This window comes from Kitasatospora sp. NPDC088742 (assembly GCF_055584905.1).
In genome coordinates this window covers 1-16,363 of the sequence record NZ_JBVJLD010000044.1, presented here as the reverse complement: position 1 = coordinate 16,363, position 16,363 = coordinate 1, and the positions used below count along the sequence as shown (strand labels likewise).

The following is a 16,363-nucleotide window of genomic DNA, read 5'->3' as shown; positions in this document are numbered from 1 at the left end:
CGGGCGGCCGGCCGGATCGAGGATCAGCGGTAGCCGGTGGTGTCGGCCGGGCGGCCCGGGTCCTGGACCTCGACCATGTAGCGCCAGGCGTCCGGGCTGCTGCCGTCCAGGTCGGTGAAGCCGTACTCGCGGGCGAGCTGCCCGCTGGAGAGCGACTGCCCGTTCCACCGGTCGCGCCGCGGGTCGGCGGCCAGGGCCGCCACCGCGCGGCCGACGTAGGACGGGGTCTCCGAGATGGCGAAGTGCGGCTGCTTCTCCAGGGCCTCGCGCCAGGTGGGCTCGGTGACGCCGAAGGCCTCCAGCATGATCTCGGAGCGCATCCAGCCGGGCGTGAGCGCCACCGCCGTGGCGCCGCGCGGCCCGAGCTCGTGGCCGAGGGCGTAGGCCATCCGCAGCACCGAGGTCTTGGCGAGGTCGTAGAAGAGGTTGATCCGGTAGTGGTCCCGGTTGTAGTCGGCGGTTCCGTCGGTCATCTCCACCACCAGCCCGCCGGGGGAGCGCAGCAGCAGCGGGAGCGCGTGGTGGGACGTGACGGCGTGCGTCTCCACCGCGAGGCGGAGCAGGCGCAGACCGTTCGTCAGGTCGTGCTCCCAGACCGGGGTGTCCCACTCGAAGAGGCGCTCGGCGCCCCAGATGTCGTTCACCAGCACGTCGAGGCGGCCCTGCTCGGCGTCGATCCGCCGCACCAGCGCCTCGACCTGCTCCGGCACCAGATGGTCCGTCACCACCGGGAGGCCGCGTCCGCCCGCCGCGTCCACCAGCGCGGCCGTCTCCTCCACCGTCTCCGGCCGGTCGTACTCCGAGCGGCGGCCCGTGGTGGAGCGGCCGGTGCAGTACACGGTGGCGCCGGCCGCGCCCAGCTGGACCGCGATGCCCCGCCCGGCACCCCGGGTGGCCCCGGCCACCAGGGCCACCCGTCCCGTCAGTTCGCCCGCCACGGCTGCTCCTTCGCTCGAGGAATCGTCCGCCGGGCACGCTACCGGTCGGGTACGGCAGATCGGCGGGGGCGCGGCCGGGCCCGTGGTGGCACGGCCGGACCTGCGAGGACGCGGCCGCACCTGCGGTGTGCCGGGTGCCACAGGGGTTGGCCCCTTACCGGTGAGGTGAGCCTTGCTATGCTGCCAAGGCGTCCCGAGGGAGAAGTCCGGTGAGAACCCGGCGCTGACCCGCAACGGTGGAACGGTTCCTGACGGTCCGTGAGCCCGATCACCCCCGGCGGCGCGGTCCTCCCGAGAACTCGCCGCGGACTGCGAGGGGATGCCGAACGGCGCGCCCGCCGGAGCGCGCGGACGCCCGCCGTCCGCCCCCGCGCGCGGCCCGTCCGGTCGCGCCCCCGTACGCCCGGGGCCCGACCGAAGGCCCAGCCGTTGAGCAGCGCGACCACCGACACCGGACCTCCCGGCAGCGCCACCGACCTGTCCGGACCGCCCGGCCCGCCCGGTCCTGCACCCGCCCGGCCGCCGCTGCGCACCGGGCCGCTCGCGCTCGGCCTCGGCGCGGCGCTGCTGGCCTCGCTGGTCTGCGGAGTCGCCCTCGGCTCCTCGGGGCTGAGCCTCGGTCAGGTCACCCGCTTCCTGGAGGCCGGGCTCACCGGCGGGCGGATCGGCGCCGACCAGGTGGCCGGCTACACCATCGTCTGGGAGATCCGGCTGCCCCGGGCGGTGCTCGCCGCCGTGGTCGGCGCCGGGCTCTCCGCCGTCGGCGTCGCCGTCCAGGCCATGGTGCGCAACGCCCTGGCCGACCCCTTCGTGCTCGGCATCTCCTCCGGCGCGGCGGTCGGCGCCAACGCCGTGCTGCTGCTCGGAGCCTTCGCCTCGCTGGGGGTCTGGGCGCTCTCGCTCTCGGCCTTCAGCTCGGCGCTGGCCGCCATGGTCCTGGTCTACGCGGCGGCCCGCACCGCCCACGGCCTCACCCCGCTGCGGCTGGTCCTCACCGGCACCGCCCTCGCCTACGGCTTCTCGGCCGTCACCTCGCTGATGGTCTTCTCGGCGGAGCGCGGCGAGGCCGCCCGCACCGCGATGATGTGGCTGCTCGGCAGTCTCGGCGGCGCCACCTGGGCCTCCGTCCCGATCGCGGCGGCCACCGTGCTGGCCGGGCTGGTCTACCTGCTGGCCGCCGCCGGGAGCCTGGACGCGCTGGCCATGGGGGACGAGACCGCCGCCGCGCTGGGCGTCGACGCGGCCCGGCTGCGGCGGGCGCTGTTCCTGGTGACCGCCGCCGTGACCGGGACGGTGGTCGCGGTCAGCGGGGCGATCGGCTTCGTCGGGCTGATGGTGCCGCACCTGGCCCGGATGCTGGTCGGGGCCGGACACCGGCGGGTGCTGACGGTGGCTCCGCTGCTCGGCGCGGTGCTGCTGGTCTGGGTCGACATCGTCTCCCGGCTGCTGCTCGCCCCGGCGGAGCTGCCGGTCGGGGTGATCACGGCGGTGCTCGGCGTGCCGTGCTTCCTGCTGCTGATGCGGCGGCGCGCGTACAGCTTCGGCGGCCGCTGATGGTGACTCAGGGGTGGAGCCGGAGCCGGTCGCAGGCCGCTGACGGAGTGCCGGGAGACGTCCGGTGAAGGTCGAGATCGACGCGGTCTCGGTGGAGATCGCCGGGGCGCGGCTGGTGCACGAGGCCAGTCTGAGGGCCGCGAGCGGGCAGGTGATCGGGCTGGTCGGGCCGAACGGCAGCGGCAAGTCCACCCTGCTGCGCACCGTCTACCGGGCGCTGCGCCCGAGCAGCGGCGGCGTACTGCTGGACGGCGAGGACCTCTACGGGCTGACGCCGCGTGAGGGTGCCCGCCGGGTCGGCGCGCTGCCGCAGGAGACGGTGGCCGAGTTCGACTTCACGGTGGCCGAGGTGGTGGGCATGGGCCGCCTGCCGCACCGGCGCGGCTTCGGGGGCCCGTCCCCGGAGGACGCCGTCGGCACCGGCGAGGCACTGGCGCAGGTCGGTGCCGCCCACCTGGCCGGCCGGGGGTTCCTCCAGCTCTCCGGCGGCGAGAAGCAGCGGGTGCTGATCGCCCGCGCGCTGGTGCAGCGCCCGCACGTGCTGGTGCTGGACGAGCCGACCAACCACCTGGACATCGCGCACCAGTTGGAGGTGCTGGCGCTGGTCCGCGACAGCGGGCTGACCGTCCTCACCGCCCTGCACGACCTCAACCTGGCCGCCGCCCACTGCGACCTGCTGTACGTCATCGCGGGCGGCCGGATCGTCACCTCGGGCCCGCCCGGCGAGGTGCTCTCCGCCGCCCTGCTGGCCGAGGTCTTCGGGGTGCGCGCGCACCCCGTCCGACACCCCGTCACCGGGGCCGTCCAACTGCTCTTCGACCGTCTCGCCCCCGAATCCTGAGGATCCGTCACGTGCTGCCCACCACCACCCCCCGCCGGCCCCTGGCCGCCACCGCCGCGCTGGCCCTCGCCCTCTCGCTGGGCCTGGCCGGCTGCGGCGCCGAGGTCACCCCGCCGGCGGAGACCGCCGGATCCGCGCACTACCCCGTCACCCTGGACAACTGCGGCCGCCAGGTGACGTACCAGCAGAAGCCCGCCCGGGTGGTCACCAACGACATCGGCATCACCGAGCTGATGCTCGCCCTCGGCCTGGCCGACCGGATGGCCGGGTACGTGATGCCGGACGAGAAGGGCGACCTGTCCGCCGTCGCCTGGGGGAAGGAGTACGAGCGCACCCGGTGGCTCTCCAAGAAGGAGATCACCAAGGAGCTGGTGCTCGACGCCAGGGCCGACCTGGTCTTCGCCGGGTGGAACTACGGGTGGAACGAGACCACCGGCCTCACCCCCGAGGGCCTGGGCAAGCTGGGCGTCGGCTCCTACACGCTCACCGAGTCCTGCCGCAACGGCAAGGAGAAGGCCCGGGGCGTGATGCCGCCGCTGGACGCGCTCTACGCGGACCTCGCCAACCTCGGTCGGATCTTCGAGGTCGAGGCGAAGGCACAGCAGCTGATCACCGACTCTAAGGCCGAGGTGGCGAAGGCCGAGGCCGCCGCCCCCGCGCGGCACCCGAGCGTCTTCCTCTACGACAGCGGCCAGGACAAGCCGTTCACCTCCGGCCGGTTCGCCGCGCCCGAGCAGATCATCACCAAGGCCGGCGGCAGGAACGTCTTCGGCGACCTGGACGACTCCTGGACCACCGTCGGCTGGGAGGCCGTGGTCGCCCGCGACCCGGAGGTGATCGTCATCAACGACTACGGCGACACCACCGCCGAGGCCAAGCGGCAGTTCCTGAGGTCCTACCCGCCGCTCGCCCAGGTCTCCGCCGTCCGGAACGACCGCATCTTCGTCCTCTCCTACGTCGACCTGGTCGAGAGCCCCCGCAACCCGGCCGCCATCACCCGCCTCGCCGCCTACCTGAGGTCCACGAGCGGCTGACGGAGCGCCATGGTCCTTCGTGTGCGCAGCTCTTGCTCGACCGGGTGACCGGCTCACCCGCCCGGGCGGTACCGGTCACCCGGGCGGACCGCCCGGGGTGAGGGCGCGGCCGAACCAGGGTGGGCTTGGTCCGTGACCGAGAGCAGAGCGGGCGGAGAGGCGGCCCGGAGCGGGAGTGTGGGCGGCTGGGTCCGGCCCGGGGCCCTGCGGGGTGCGGCCCGGCTGGCTCCGGTCTACGCCGCCTACCTGGTGAGCTACGAACTCCCGGCTCTGTGGGGCACGTTGAGGGCCGCCTGCCGCCGGGGGCGGACGGCGGAGCAGCGCCGCGCGGAGCACGAGACGTTCCTGCGGCGCTGCGGGGAGCGGTTCTTCGGGCCGGGGCTGCGCGCGGCGGGGCTCCCGCTGGAGCTGGCGATGCCCGCGCTCGACCCGGGACGGCCGGTGCTGCTGCTGATGCGGCACGCCGGTCTGATGAACACCCAGCTGGCCGTGCACTGCATCCAGAGCGGGATGGGCCGCAGCCCGTACGCGATCTGCAAGCTGGCGGTCACCGCCGATCCGGGCCTGGCCGGGGCGCTGGCCCGCATCCCGGTGCACCCGATCCGGTGGAACGACGAGGGCCGGATGGTCGCGGTGCGGCGGCTGATGACCATGGCCCGGGAGCTGGACCACCGGGGCGCCCTGGTGCTCTTCCCGGAGGGCACCAACTACCACCGCCGGGCGGGGGCGGGGCGCTGCGTGCTCCCGCCGGTGCCCGGCGGCGCCTGGGCGGTGCTGCGGGCCGCCCCCGCCGACACCCAGGTGGTGCTGCTCGGCCACACCGGGCTGGAGGACCTGCTGCCCTGGCGGCTCGGCCGCCGCTACCCGGCCCCCGAGGGCCGGAGCCGGGTGGCCACCGCCTGCTGGGTCTACGAGGCGGGCCGACTCCCGCAGGACAAGCCGGGGTTCGCGGGCTGGCTGGAGGACCGCTGGGCCGAACTCGACACCTGGGTCCGCGCCACCAGGGCCGGAACCGACGGCGCACCCGCGGCGGACGCCGCCGACCTCGCAACGGCGGCGGCCGGGTGAACCAGCCACCACCCCCGCACGGAACGGAGAACCCAGTGCAGGAGAGCCAGGAGAGCAACGGCCAGGGCCGGAGCTCGATCCCCCGGACGGCCTTCGTGCTCGGCGGCGGAGGCGTCCTCGGCGGCTACCAGGCCGGGATGCTGCGAGCCCTGTTCGAGGCGGGCATCACCCCGGACCTGGTGGTCGGCACCTCGATCGGGAGCGTGCAGGGCGCCTTCGTCGCCAAGGACCCCACCCTGGCCTGCTGCGTCGACCTGATGGACTTCTGGGTCGAGTTCGTCAAGCGCCAGGTGATGCGGCCGTCACCGATGAGCGTGCTGTCCAACGCCCGCCACCTGCGGGCCGGGCTGAACACTGACCAGGGCCTGCGGCGGCTGTTGGCCGACTACTTCGGCGAGCAGGCCCAGTTCGAGGACCTCAAGATCCCCTTCGAGTGCACCGGGGCGGTGCTGGAGCGGGCCACCGTGCGCTACTTCGGCCAGGGACCGCTGATCCCCGCACTGCGGGCCTCCAGCGCCGTCCCCGGTCTGTGGCCGCCGGTGGAGATCGACGGGGAGCACTACCTGGACGGCGGCCTGGTGGACAGCATCCCGGTCGGCCGCGCCGCCGCCCTCGGCGCGACCACCGTCTACGCGATGCGGCTACGCCAGTACGAGCCGCAGTTGCGGGTGCCCCGGCTGCCCTGGGAGCTGGCCCAGGCCACCTTCGAGCTGAGCCGCCGCAACCAGGCGGCCGCCGAACTCGCCCGCCCCAGGCCCGGGGTGACGGTGCACGTGCTGCCCAGCGGGGAGGAGGACATGGAGCCGCCGGACTACGGCCTGTGGAAGTCCCGCCGGGAGGAGCTCGACATGATCCGCCGCCGGATCGCCACCGGCTACCGCGCCACGACCGACTACCTGGCAGGGCAGCCGCTCGGCTGAACGTCCGTCACCCCGGCTACCGCCAGGGGCGGTGGTGGGGGGCCGGAGGGGCGTCAGAAGAGCGCGGTCTGCTCGACCGGACGGGAGCGGAGCTGCTCGGTCAGGCCGGTGCAGGGAGCCGGGGCGCAGGGGCGGAGCGTCCAGCCGGTGAGCAGGCGGGTGTCCAGCAGCAGGGGGACGGCCGCCGCGGCTTCCCCGTCGGCACCCGGGGCCTGATCGGGCGTCAGGAAGAGCTGCTGGCCGACCGGAGCGCGCAGCACCCCGCTCAACCGGGCCCCGTCGGAGAGCGCCGTCACCTCCCGGTACACCGGCGGCGGCCCCCCGGCCAGGCCGAACAGCTCCACCTGGTCGACCACCGGGCCGTCCGGGAACAGCTCCACCGCGTGCCCGGCCAGCACCGGCAGCACCTCGGCCCGCAGCGCCCGGACGGCCTCCGCCCGCTCCTGCGGCCCGGGCAGGTGCCACCACCCCCGGTTCTTGGTCTTGGTGGTGAACCGCTCCCGGGCCAGCCCGGCCTGAGCCACCGTCAGCTCCGCCCGCCGCACCCCCGGCAGCGGCCCGCGCGCCAGGAAGGTCCAGGCCGGGGCCGCCTGCTCCAGCAGCCGGGCGCTGCCGCGCTGCTCCGCCGTCAGGCCGACCTTGGCCAGGCCGGGGCCGAACCAGGCCAGGTAGAGCCGGTACGTCCGCCCGTCGTCCACCACCCGGTCGCGGGCCAGTGCCAGCCCCTGGTCCGCGTCCTGGCAGGCCGTGCACTGGCCGGACTTCCCGGCCGGGTCGAGCGGGGCGGCGGTGGGGCAGGGGTGGTGACGGTGCGTCGTCCGGATCCCGGTGCAGCGGCGCGGGCCGGCCACCTCCCAGCCGATCCGGGTGCCCACGCCGACCTCGCGGCGGTGCTCCTCCACGCCGCGGGCGGCCGTGAGCACGGGGACGCCCTCGCGCCACCGCAGCCCCGTCGCCGTCCAGCCCCGCTCCGTCGGCTCCGTCCGGTTCCCGCTCTCGTTCCCGTCCACGGGACGTGAGCGTACGGCCTGCCACCGACAGATCGTGGGGCCGCAGGCCGGATGACCTGGGAACCCACTGGGAAGACCATCGGACGATCGGCTATATTCGCGCAACCGTCGCGCCGACGGCACCGTGTCCTCCGGGGGAGTCCCTTGTCGTCCGAGCCCGACCAGTCCAGCCAGCCGAGCGCCACCCCGGCCGCACCCGACTGGTCCCCGCCCGCCGACCCTTATGCCTACGTGCCGCCGCAGGCCTCCGCCGCCGACCCGTACGGTCCGTACGCCGCCCCCTACCCCGCCCCGCCGTACCCCGGTGCCCCGTACTGGCAGGGACCGCCGCCCCCGGCCCCCGGCACCAACGGGATGGCCGTCGCCTCCCTGGTCCTCGGCGTCTTCGGCCTGTTCTGTTTCGCCTGGACGCTCGGCCTCGGGCTCGGCATCGCCGCGCTGCGCCGGATCAAGCGGTACCCCCAGCGCGGCAAGGGCATGGCGGTGGCCGGCATCGTGCTCTCCAGCGTCTGGGCCTTGGTGACGCTGGCCGTGGTCCCGTTCTTCGCGCAGGGGATCAGGGAGGGGCTGGCCCAGTCGGGCAGCCGGGTCGCGGTCTTCAACCTCAAGACGGGGGACTGCATGAAGGAGACCACCGGCGAGCGGGAGGTCCGCGCCCGCTTCACCGTGGTGCCCTGCACCGAACCGCACCACGGCGAGGTGTTCGGCGTCGCCCACCTCCCCGGCGCCGACTACCCCGGCACCACCCAGCTGGAGCGGACCGTCTCGCTCCAGTGCGTCGGCCCCCAGTACGCCTACACCCCGGACCACTGGAGCATCCCGCGCACCGTGGAGCCCACCAGCATCTACCCCGACCGTGAGGTCTGGCCCACCACCAAGCGGGCGATCTGCCTCTTCGACTCCGACCAGCTGCGCACCGGCACCCTCCGCCAGGACCCGGCCCGCTGGAGCGCCGAACAGTCCGGCTACCTGGAGGCCACCCGGGAGCTCGACGTGGCCCTGGCCGGCGCCCCCGTCGCCGAGGTCGAGGATGCGACGGACGACTACCAGGAGTGGGGCCGCCAGGTCGCGAGCGCCGCGGCCACCGCCAAGTCCAAGCTGGCGCAGGTCGCCTGGAGCCGGCCGAACCGGCCGGAACTCGCGGAGCTCCAGAGCGAGTTGGACCGCGTCGTCACCCAGGCCAAGAAGCTGAACGAGACCAAGGACGAGGACGTCGACGCCCTCTACGACGCCTTCGACGGCCTCGACCAGAACGCCAACGGCGAGGCCGACGCCCTCCTCCGCCAGGCCATCGGCCTCCGCTCCACCCCGGCGGACGAGCGGCCCGCCCAGGTCTGAGCCCGAGGCGGGCGTAGGCTCTGCCGGATGCGGATCGGCGAGCTGTCCAAGCACACGGGCGTGAGTCCACGCTCACTGCGGTACTACGAGGAGCAGGGCCTGCTGGCCAGTTCACGCTCCGGCGCGGGCCAGCGCCACTACGCCGACACCGCGGTCGTGCGCGTGTCGCTCATCCGGCAGATGTTCGACGCGGGGATGTCCAGCCGGGTGATCGCGACCCTGCTCCCGTGCGTGGACGTCCCGGGTGACCTGGGCATCGCCGAGGAGACCTTCGCGGCGATGCTGCGCGAGCGCGAGCGGATCGACGCCGGCATCGCGCAGCTGATCGAGACCCGGGACGCACTCGACGCTCTGATCGCGGCCAACAGCCGGCACCGGGCGGAGCTGTCCACGGGCCCCTGATGCTGTGACCTGCGTCTCGGTCGCTTGCCCCTGACACCGGTGTCAGAGATGAGGATGGCGACAGCGCCCGGAGCCACCGGGCGGGTCGTACGAGGGGCGGCAGAAGATGGCGCAGGCATGGGGCTTCGGCAGGTACGGCGGGCCCGAGGTGCAGGAGTACTTCGACCGTCCCGATCCCGTCCCCGGGCGCGGTGAGGTGCTGATCCGGGTCGAGGTCGCCGGCGTGAACCCCCTTGACCACCTGCTGCGTTCGGGCGTGGTCGAGGGGCTCGACGGCGGGCGTCCGTTTCCCCGGGTGCTGGGCATGGAGGCGGCCGGAACCGTCCTGGCCCGGGGTGAGGACGTCGACGGGCTCGACGTGGGCGACCTCGTCTTCGGCTTCGCGCTCACCGGTGGCGGTACCTATGCCGAGACGACGGTGCTGTCCGCACCCCACACCGCCCGTGTCCCGGCGGGTCTGTCCGCGACCGTGGCGGCGACGCTGCCGGTGGCCGGGACGACCGCGGTGGACGTGCTCGGTCAACTCGGCCTGCCGGCCGGTGCCACGGTCCTGGTGAACGGGGTCGGGGGCGGGGTCGGCCTCGCCGTCGCCCGGCTGGCCGCCGGGCGCGAGCTGCGGGTGGTCGGCACCGGGAGCGCCGCCAAACGCGAGCACGCCGAGGCCCTCGGGGTGAGGTTCGTCGACTACGCCGCCGAGGACGTCACCGCCGCGGCACGCCGGCTGGCTCCGGGCGGCTTCGACGGGATCGTCGACCTGGTCGGAGGCATCTCACTGCGGACGGTCGCCCGGCTGGCCCGGGATCCGCGCGGCGTCATCGCCGTGGGTGACGCGTCCGTGTCCGAGCTCGGCGGGCGTTTCGTCGAGCGTCGCATCGACCGCGAGAACCTGGAGCGGTCCGCCCGGCTGGCCCTGGACGGAGTCCTCGCACCCGTCGTCACCGCGGTCCACCCGCTCTCCGAGGCCCCGGCGGCCCTCGCCACCGTCGAGAACGGCCACGCCTCCGGCAAGGTCGTCATCAAGGTGGCATGAGGGATCCGCCGGCGGTATCACCGCGAACACCGCTGCCGTCAGACGGAGTTGGGCGTCGAGTGCCACGGCGCTCAGGCGGCCGGGAGCGGGTCGCCGCGGAGGAAGGCGTGCAGGTGCTGGTCGTGCCAGCCGTCCCCGTGCAGCAGCGCGCCGCGCATGGTCCCCTCGAAGGAGTACCCCGCCTTCTCCGCCACCCGGCAGGAGGCGGGGTTCGCCGTCGAGTGACAGAGTCGCAGCCGGTGCAGCCCGTACTCCTCCACCGCCCACCGGGTCACCCGCCGCACGGCCGCCACCGCGAGGCCCCGGCCGCGCGCGGCGGGCAGCAGCCAGTAGACCAACTCCGCACTGCGGTTGGCGAGATCGAGGTCGTTGCACCCGATCAGCCCGAGCACCTCGGCCCCCTCCGCGACCGCCCAGACCGCCCCCGTCCCGGCCTCCCAACGCTCCCGCATCCGCCCGATCCGCCCCCGCGCCTCCTCCTCCGAGGCAACGGTGAACAGATTCCACCGCCGAATCGCCGGCTCCTGCCCGGCCGCCACCAGCGCCCCGGCATCCCCGGCCGCCCAGGGCCGCAGCTCCAGCCCACCGGCCAACCGGAGCACGGGCGGCCCTGACGCGGCGTCACGGCCCGCGATGTTCTCGTTGATCATTCCCGCATCCTGGCACACGGCCGGCGGGGCCCTCGGGAACGGAACGCAAGGTCACGGAGCCGGGCGCCTTCGATCATGTGATTTGACTCCGTGGACGATCACCACGCAGTATGCCCGCATGGCTGGATACCTCGTTTCGCGCAGGCACATCGACCTGCGCCGTGTGACGGCGATGAGCTGTCGCCCCAGCTGCTGACGCGCGCTCACTTCCGGCTCTGACGCCGACCGCACGCCGCGTTCTCCCTCTCGTTCCATCCGCACCGGCATGCCCGTATCCGGGTTCCGGTGGTTCCCCGTTGCCCTCCGTCCCGTCCCGGCCACCACTGCCGGAACGGGGCCGTCGGCGCGCACCTTCTTCCTGCCTTCCGTCATCCCTGGAGCTCCCATGCAGCCGCGCCGCGCCGTCGTCGCCACCCTCGCCGCCGTCCTCGCCCTCGCCCCGCTCGCCGCGTGCGGCAGCTCGGCCTCCTCGAAGTCCGCCGACAACCCGCTCAAGCTGAACGAGCCCGGCACGGCCCACGTCGGCACGCTCTCCGACGCGCCGCCGAACGTCTTCCTCAAGGACGGCAAGTTCACCGGCTTCGACAACGACCTGTTCACCGCCGTCGCCGCCAAGGCCGGCCTCAAGGTCCAGTTCGCCTCCACGGACTTCTCCGCGCTGCTCTCCCAGGTCGCCAACCGCAAGTTCGACGTGGGCAGTTCGTCCATCACCGTCACCGAGGCCCGGAAGAAGACGGTGGCCTTCACCAACGGCTACGACTTCGGGTACTTCGGGCTCGACGTGCCCGCCGGCTCGCCGATCAAGAGCTTCGACCAGCTCACGGGCAAGCGCGTGGTGGTCGTGCAGGGCACCGTCCAGGACGACTACGCCACCAAGAACAAGCTCGACCCGGTGCGGGTGCCGGACTACAACAGCGCCCTCAACCAGCTGAAGACCGGCACCGCCGAGGCCTGGATATCCCCGGCCGAGATCGGCGAGAAGAGCGCCAACGACAGCGGCGGCAAGGTGGTGCTCGCGCAGAAGCAGCTCAGCTCCGCCCCGACCGCCTTCGCCGTGGCGCTGGACCGCCCGGAGCTGCTGGCCGCGCTGAACAAGGCGCTCGACGAGGTCATCGCCGACGGCACCTGGACCAAGCTCCAGCAGCAGTACTACCCGGGCCGCCCGGTCCCGGAGGGCTTCAAGCCGGGCAGCGGTTCGGTCGCCTTCCCGCCGCTCACGGCGTCCTGAGCACCCGTCACCGCTACCGCTAGGACAGGAGACCGACGTGGACCAGCTGGGCACGCTGGCGGAGACCTTCTTCAACTGGGAGTCGATGCGCTCCGCGATCCCCGACCTGCTCACCACCGGCGTGCCCAACACGCTGCTCCTCGCCGTGACCTCGGCCGTCATCGGGACGGTGCTCGGCCTGCTCCTGGCGGTCGCCGGGATCTCCGGGACCCGCTGGCTGCGGTGGCCGGCCCGGCTCTACACGGACGTGTTCCGCGGCCTGCCCGCCGCGGTCACCATCCTGCTGATCGGAGTCGGGCTGGCCCCGCAGGGCATGCTGGTCTGGGGGCCCGACCCGTACCCGCTCGGGATCCTGGCCCTCTCGCTGATCGCCGCCGCGTACTTCGGCGAGATCTTCCGCTCCGGCATCCAGAGCGTGGAGCCCGGCCAGCTGGAGGCGGCGCGGGCCCTCGGGTTCTCGTACGCCGCCGCGATGCGACTGGTCGTCATCCCGCTGGGCGTGCGGCGGATCCTGCCGGCCTGGGTCAACCAGCTGATCGCGCTTATCAAGGACTCCAGCCTGATCTACTTCCTCGGGCTGATGGCCGACCAGCGGGACCTGTTCCGGATCGGCCAGGACGCCGCCGCCAACACCGGCAACGAGTCCGCCCTGGTCCTGGCCGGGCTGTTCTACCTCCTGCTCACCGTGCCGCTGACGCACCTGGTCAACGTCATCGACCGCCGGCTCCGCAACGGGCGCAAGACCGTCGAACCCGAGGCCGCCACCGAGGCGGCGCCCGTCCCCGAAGGAGCGGCACGTGCCTGACACGGCCTTCTCACCCGTCAGCCTGAGCGCCCGCGACCTGCACCTCTCGCTGGGCGGCAACCGGATCCTGCGCGGCGTGGACCTCGACGTCCCCCGGGGCCACACCGTCTCCGTCATCGGCCCCTCCGGCTCCGGCAAGTCCACCCTGCTGCGGACCCTCAACCGCCTGGTCGAGCCCGACCGGGGCGACGTCCTGCTGGACGGCGAGAGCGTGCTGCGGCGCGACCCCGACCTGCTGCGCCATCAGATCGGCATGGTCTTCCAGCAGTTCAACCTCTTCCCGCACCTCAGCGTGGAGCGCAACCTCACCCTCCCGCTGCGCAAGCTGCGCGGGCTCTCCCGGGACGAGGCGGCCGAGGCCGCCCGCCACCAGCTCGACCTGGTCGGGCTGCGCCACAAGGCGGACGTCCGGCCGGGGCAGCTCTCCGGCGGCCAGCAGCAGCGGGTGGCCATCGCCCGGGCCCTGGCCATGCGGCCCCGGGTGATGCTCTTCGACGAGGCCACCTCCGCGCTCGACCCCGAACTGGTCAAGGGCGTCCTGTCGTTGATGGCCGACCTCGGCAAGGAGGGCATGACGATGGTCGTGGTCACCCACGAGATGGGCTTCGCCCGCTCGGTCTCCGACGGCGTCGCCTTCATGGACGGCGGCGTGGTGGTCGAGTCCGGCCCGCCCGAGGCCGTCTTCGGCGCCCCGGAGAGCCCGCGCCTGCGGCAGTTCCTCGCGGACGTGATCTGACCGGCGAAAACCCACTCGCGCGCGGCGTCGGTGCTCAGGAAGACTGCCCGGATGGAGACGGTCGAGGTGGTGGTCGGGCGGGCACTGGCGGCGGCGCGGGCAGGGGAGGAGTACCGGGAACCCCTGTGGCGGGCCGCCGCTGACGCGGCGTCGGCCCTGGCCCTCGGCCGCGAGCTGACCGGCTCGGCGGATCCGGTCGAACGCGAGGTCGGCACCGCCCTGCTGGGGGACGCGGCCGACCACGAGAAGGAGCTCGGGGCGGAGGCCGCCACCGCGCTGCTCGCGTTCGCCGAGCGGGAGACGGTGGACGCGGTGCTGGCGGTGCTGCCCCGGGCGCTGGGGCAGACCGAGGACCCGCGCGTCCTGCCGGTGCTGGTCGCCCTCGCGGGGCACGCCGACGCCGAGATCCGGCGCCGAGTGGCGGAGGCCCTCTCCAGGCCGGCCACCGGACGGCCGGACGGGCCGGACATCCGGGCGCTGGTCGCGCTGACCCGCGACCCGGATCCGGAGGTCCGGAACTGGGCCACCTTCACCCTGGGCTTCCTGTGCGAGGCCGACACCGCCGAGATCCGGGCGGCGCTGTGGGAGCGGACCACCGACGACCACCCCGACGCCCGGGAGGAGGGCATCCGGGGCCTGGCCCGGCGCCACGACCCGCGCGCCGTCGCGCTGGTGGCCGAGCTGCTGGACGATCCCGAGGGCGCGCACCTCCACACCTTCACGGCGGCGGAGATCCTCGGGGTCCCCGAACTGCTGCCGCACCTGCGGGAGTACGACCTGGACGATCCCGGTGTCAGCGAGGCGGTCCGGGCCTGCGATCCGGAGCAGCGGGCCGAGGTGGACGCCCTCGCCTGGGCGCTGCTCTGCGAACTCGACCGGATGAAGCCGGAGTTGGCGGCCGGGGTGTACCGGGAGCGGTTCGGCACCGACCTCCGGCTCGGCGCCGGTGAATTCGAGTGGGACGTCGAGGCGCTGCTGCGCCGGGCCGGCGGTGACCCCGTACGTGCCGCCGGACTGGCCGGTGCCGACGCGGCCTAATCCGTTCGACAGCGCCGCCCGGTGCGGGGCAGAGTGGCCGCTCGTGACGACGAGTGAGCTGTGGGACCGTGAGACCGCCGAACGCTACGACGCCGAGGAGGCCGAGCACTCCTCGCCCGCCGCCCTCGCGCCGACCCTCGACCTCCTGGCCGAACTCGCCGGAGACGGAAGGGCGTTGGAGTTCGCCATCGGGACCGGACGGGTGGGTGTCCCGCTCCGGGAGCGGGGCGTGCCGGTGGCCGGCATCGAGTACTCCGAGCACATGGCGGCGGTGCTGCGGCGCAAGGCCGACGAGAGCACCCTCCCGGTGACCGTCGGCGACATGGCCACCACGGTGGTGCCGGGTGAGTTCACCCTGGTCTACCTGGTCTACAACACCATCACCAACCTGCTCACCCAGGACGAGCAGGTCGAGTGCTTCCGCAACGCCGCGCGCCACCTGGCGCCGGGCGGCCGGTTCGTGATCGAGCTGGGGGTGCCGCCGCTGCGGCTGCTGCCGCCCACCCAGGTCGCGGTGCCGTTCGACGTCTCCGAGCAGCACCTCGGCTTCGACACCTTCGACCTGGTCGGGCAGATCCTGGTCTCGCACCACTTCACCCTGGACGGCGAGGACGGCCGCTACCGCCGCGAGGCCTCCCGGCACCGGTACGCCTGGCCGGCCGAGCTCGACCTGATGGCCCGGATCGCCGGGCTGGAGCTGGAGCGCCGGCTCGCCGACTGGGACGGCTCGCCCTTCACCCAGGACTCGGCCAAGCACGTCTCGGTCTGGCGCAAGCCCGCCTGATTCAGCACGTAGGGCCGAGCAGCTTCAGGATCTCCGGCCAGGCGGCCAGCCCGAGTTCGGCCTCGGTGGTGGGGGTGCCGCCGTGGTCGTAGACGGTGGAGGGGGCCACCGCGGGCTCGCCGGGGAGGCGGGCCCGGTGGCCGGCCCGCGGGTGGGCGACCACGGTGGCCGGGAGGCCGGCCGCGCGGCGGCGGTCGGCGAGCTGCTCGGCGTAGCGGAGCGAGGGCCACATGGCGTCGTCCGCTCCGGCGATCAGCAGGAGGTCGGCGCGGGTCCGTTCCACCGGGATGGCGGCGGCGGGCAGGCGGTCGGCGAAGGTGCGCTCACTGAGCTCGTACCAGCCGAGGACGGCGACCGGGGTGCCTTCGGGTTCGGTGGGACGCCAGGACTCGTCCACCGGGACGAAGGGCAGCGGAGCGCCGCGCCAGGTCCAGGAGGAGCGGAACGGGCGGTCGTGGCCGTCCAGGCCCGGGCCGACGTTGCACCAGACGTGGGAGGTGGGGGAGAACGCCACCACCGCGTCCACGCGCGGGTCGTGAACGGCAGTCAGCAGCGCCGCCTCCGCACCCTTGGAGGTGCCGAGCACGACGATCCGCTCCACCCCGCGCGACTCCAGCAGGTCGAGCGCGGCGACGAAGGTCTCCAGCGGCACCTCGCACACCCCCGGCGTCTGCCCCGGCCCGCCGAACCAGCGGACGGCCAGCGCCAGCACCCCCTGCTCCGCCAGCAGCCGGGCCCGGTCGCGCTCCACCCGGCCGCTGGAGCCGCCGAGCACCAGCACACCGGTGGTGGCGCCGGCGGCCGGGCCGGCCAGCAGCGCCTCCCAAGGGGTCGTCAGTTCCTGCTCGGTCACGGTCATGGTGTCCCCCTGGTGGCGTGGTCTTCCGGGAGACGCTAGTGCCGTGCCCGGCAAGGTTTGCCCCGTCACGCCGCCCGGCACGCACTCTCGCCGCACCGGCCAAAAGCCCGGGTAGCTCCGCTACGACG

17 protein-coding genes are annotated in these 16,363 nt (G+C 74.0%); 13 read left to right on the top strand and 4 right to left on the bottom strand.

Annotation, left to right across the window (positions count from 1 at the left end; genetic code table 11):
- Window positions 1-23: 23 nt before the first annotated feature.
- Entirely contained in the window at window positions 24-938 is a 915-nt protein-coding gene (locus tag ACZ6ZR_RS28610; protein WP_465647110.1) for an SDR family oxidoreductase, read from the bottom strand.
- A gap of 477 nt (window positions 939-1,415) precedes the next feature.
- Between ACZ6ZR_RS28610 and ACZ6ZR_RS28605 the strand changes: the two genes are divergently transcribed.
- The 5 genes from ACZ6ZR_RS28605 to ACZ6ZR_RS28585 all read left to right on the top strand — a co-directional run bounded on the left by ACZ6ZR_RS28605 (window position 1,416) and on the right by ACZ6ZR_RS28585 (window position 6,355).
- Complete coding sequence (locus ACZ6ZR_RS28605) at window positions 1,416-2,492, top strand: FecCD family ABC transporter permease (RefSeq protein ID WP_465647196.1); 1,077 nt, start codon at window positions 1,416-1,418, stop codon at window positions 2,490-2,492.
- A 64-nt stretch (window positions 2,493-2,556) separates the two neighbouring features.
- Window positions 2,557-3,333, top strand: coding sequence for an ABC transporter ATP-binding protein (locus ACZ6ZR_RS28600; RefSeq protein ID WP_465647108.1), 777 nt, complete (start codon window positions 2,557-2,559; stop codon window positions 3,331-3,333).
- Window positions 3,334-3,344: 11 nt separating this feature from the next.
- A complete protein-coding gene (locus ACZ6ZR_RS28595) occupies window positions 3,345-4,367 on the top strand; it encodes an ABC transporter substrate-binding protein (RefSeq protein ID WP_465647106.1) in 1,023 nt (340 codons plus the stop codon).
- A 132-nt stretch (window positions 4,368-4,499) separates the two neighbouring features.
- Window positions 4,500-5,435, top strand: a complete 936-nt coding sequence (locus ACZ6ZR_RS28590; protein WP_465647104.1) for a hypothetical protein — start codon at window positions 4,500-4,502, stop codon at window positions 5,433-5,435.
- A 35-nt stretch (window positions 5,436-5,470) separates the two neighbouring features.
- Entirely contained in the window at window positions 5,471-6,355 is an 885-nt protein-coding gene (locus tag ACZ6ZR_RS28585) for a patatin-like phospholipase family protein (RefSeq protein WP_465647102.1), read from the top strand.
- A 53-nt stretch (window positions 6,356-6,408) separates the two neighbouring features.
- Here ACZ6ZR_RS28585 and ACZ6ZR_RS28580 read toward each other — a convergent pair whose 3' ends face one another.
- Window positions 6,409-7,365: a DUF2797 domain-containing protein gene (locus tag ACZ6ZR_RS28580; protein WP_465647100.1), complete on the bottom strand. Its 957-nt coding sequence runs from the start codon at window positions 7,363-7,365 to the stop codon at window positions 6,409-6,411.
- A 144-nt stretch (window positions 7,366-7,509) separates the two neighbouring features.
- On the opposite strand from ACZ6ZR_RS28580, the gene ACZ6ZR_RS28575 reads away from it, so the two are divergent.
- The 3 genes from ACZ6ZR_RS28575 to ACZ6ZR_RS28565 all read left to right on the top strand — a co-directional run bounded on the left by ACZ6ZR_RS28575 (window position 7,510) and on the right by ACZ6ZR_RS28565 (window position 10,135).
- Complete coding sequence (locus ACZ6ZR_RS28575; RefSeq protein ID WP_465647098.1) at window positions 7,510-8,703, top strand: DUF4190 domain-containing protein; 1,194 nt, start codon at window positions 7,510-7,512, stop codon at window positions 8,701-8,703.
- A gap of 27 nt (window positions 8,704-8,730) precedes the next feature.
- Window positions 8,731-9,105, top strand: coding sequence for a MerR family transcriptional regulator (locus ACZ6ZR_RS28570; RefSeq protein WP_465647096.1), 375 nt, complete (start codon window positions 8,731-8,733; stop codon window positions 9,103-9,105).
- A gap of 106 nt (window positions 9,106-9,211) precedes the next feature.
- Window positions 9,212-10,135, top strand: coding sequence for an NADP-dependent oxidoreductase (locus tag ACZ6ZR_RS28565; protein WP_465647095.1), 924 nt, complete (start codon window positions 9,212-9,214; stop codon window positions 10,133-10,135).
- A gap of 71 nt (window positions 10,136-10,206) precedes the next feature.
- On the opposite strand, the gene ACZ6ZR_RS28560 is transcribed toward ACZ6ZR_RS28565, so the two are convergent.
- Window positions 10,207-10,785, bottom strand: coding sequence for a GNAT family N-acetyltransferase (locus ACZ6ZR_RS28560; protein WP_465647093.1), 579 nt, complete (start codon window positions 10,783-10,785; stop codon window positions 10,207-10,209).
- Window positions 10,786-11,170: 385 nt separating this feature from the next.
- Between ACZ6ZR_RS28560 and ACZ6ZR_RS28555 the strand changes: the two genes are divergently transcribed.
- The 5 genes from ACZ6ZR_RS28555 to ACZ6ZR_RS28535 are packed head-to-tail and all read left to right on the top strand — an operon-like array spanning window position 11,171 to window position 15,376.
- Window positions 11,171-12,013 (top strand): ABC transporter substrate-binding protein, encoded by an 843-nt coding sequence (locus tag ACZ6ZR_RS28555; protein ID WP_465647091.1) that lies wholly within the window; start codon window positions 11,171-11,173, stop codon window positions 12,011-12,013.
- Window positions 12,014-12,050: 37 nt separating this feature from the next.
- Entirely contained in the window at window positions 12,051-12,818 is a 768-nt protein-coding gene (locus ACZ6ZR_RS28550; RefSeq protein ID WP_465647089.1) for an amino acid ABC transporter permease, read from the top strand.
- The gene (locus ACZ6ZR_RS28545) at window positions 12,811-13,554 is read left to right on the top strand and encodes an amino acid ABC transporter ATP-binding protein (protein WP_465647087.1); all 744 of its coding nucleotides are present in this window, start codon (window positions 12,811-12,813) and stop codon (window positions 13,552-13,554) included. Before ACZ6ZR_RS28550 ends, ACZ6ZR_RS28545 begins: the two co-directional genes overlap by 8 nt.
- 51 nt (window positions 13,555-13,605) lie before the next feature.
- Window positions 13,606-14,592, top strand: a complete 987-nt coding sequence (locus ACZ6ZR_RS28540; RefSeq protein ID WP_465647085.1) for a HEAT repeat domain-containing protein — start codon at window positions 13,606-13,608, stop codon at window positions 14,590-14,592.
- Window positions 14,593-14,635: 43 nt separating this feature from the next.
- Window positions 14,636-15,376: a class I SAM-dependent DNA methyltransferase gene (locus ACZ6ZR_RS28535; protein WP_465647083.1), complete on the top strand. Its 741-nt coding sequence runs from the start codon at window positions 14,636-14,638 to the stop codon at window positions 15,374-15,376.
- Window position 15,377: 1 nt separating this feature from the next.
- Here the strand turns inward: ACZ6ZR_RS28535 and ACZ6ZR_RS28530 are convergent, their stop codons facing one another.
- On the bottom strand, window positions 15,378-16,235 hold the full coding sequence (locus ACZ6ZR_RS28530) for an acyl-CoA thioester hydrolase/BAAT C-terminal domain-containing protein (RefSeq protein ID WP_465647081.1): 858 nt from the start codon (window positions 16,233-16,235) through the stop codon (window positions 15,378-15,380).
- Between the last annotated feature and the right edge of the window lie 128 nt (window positions 16,236-16,363).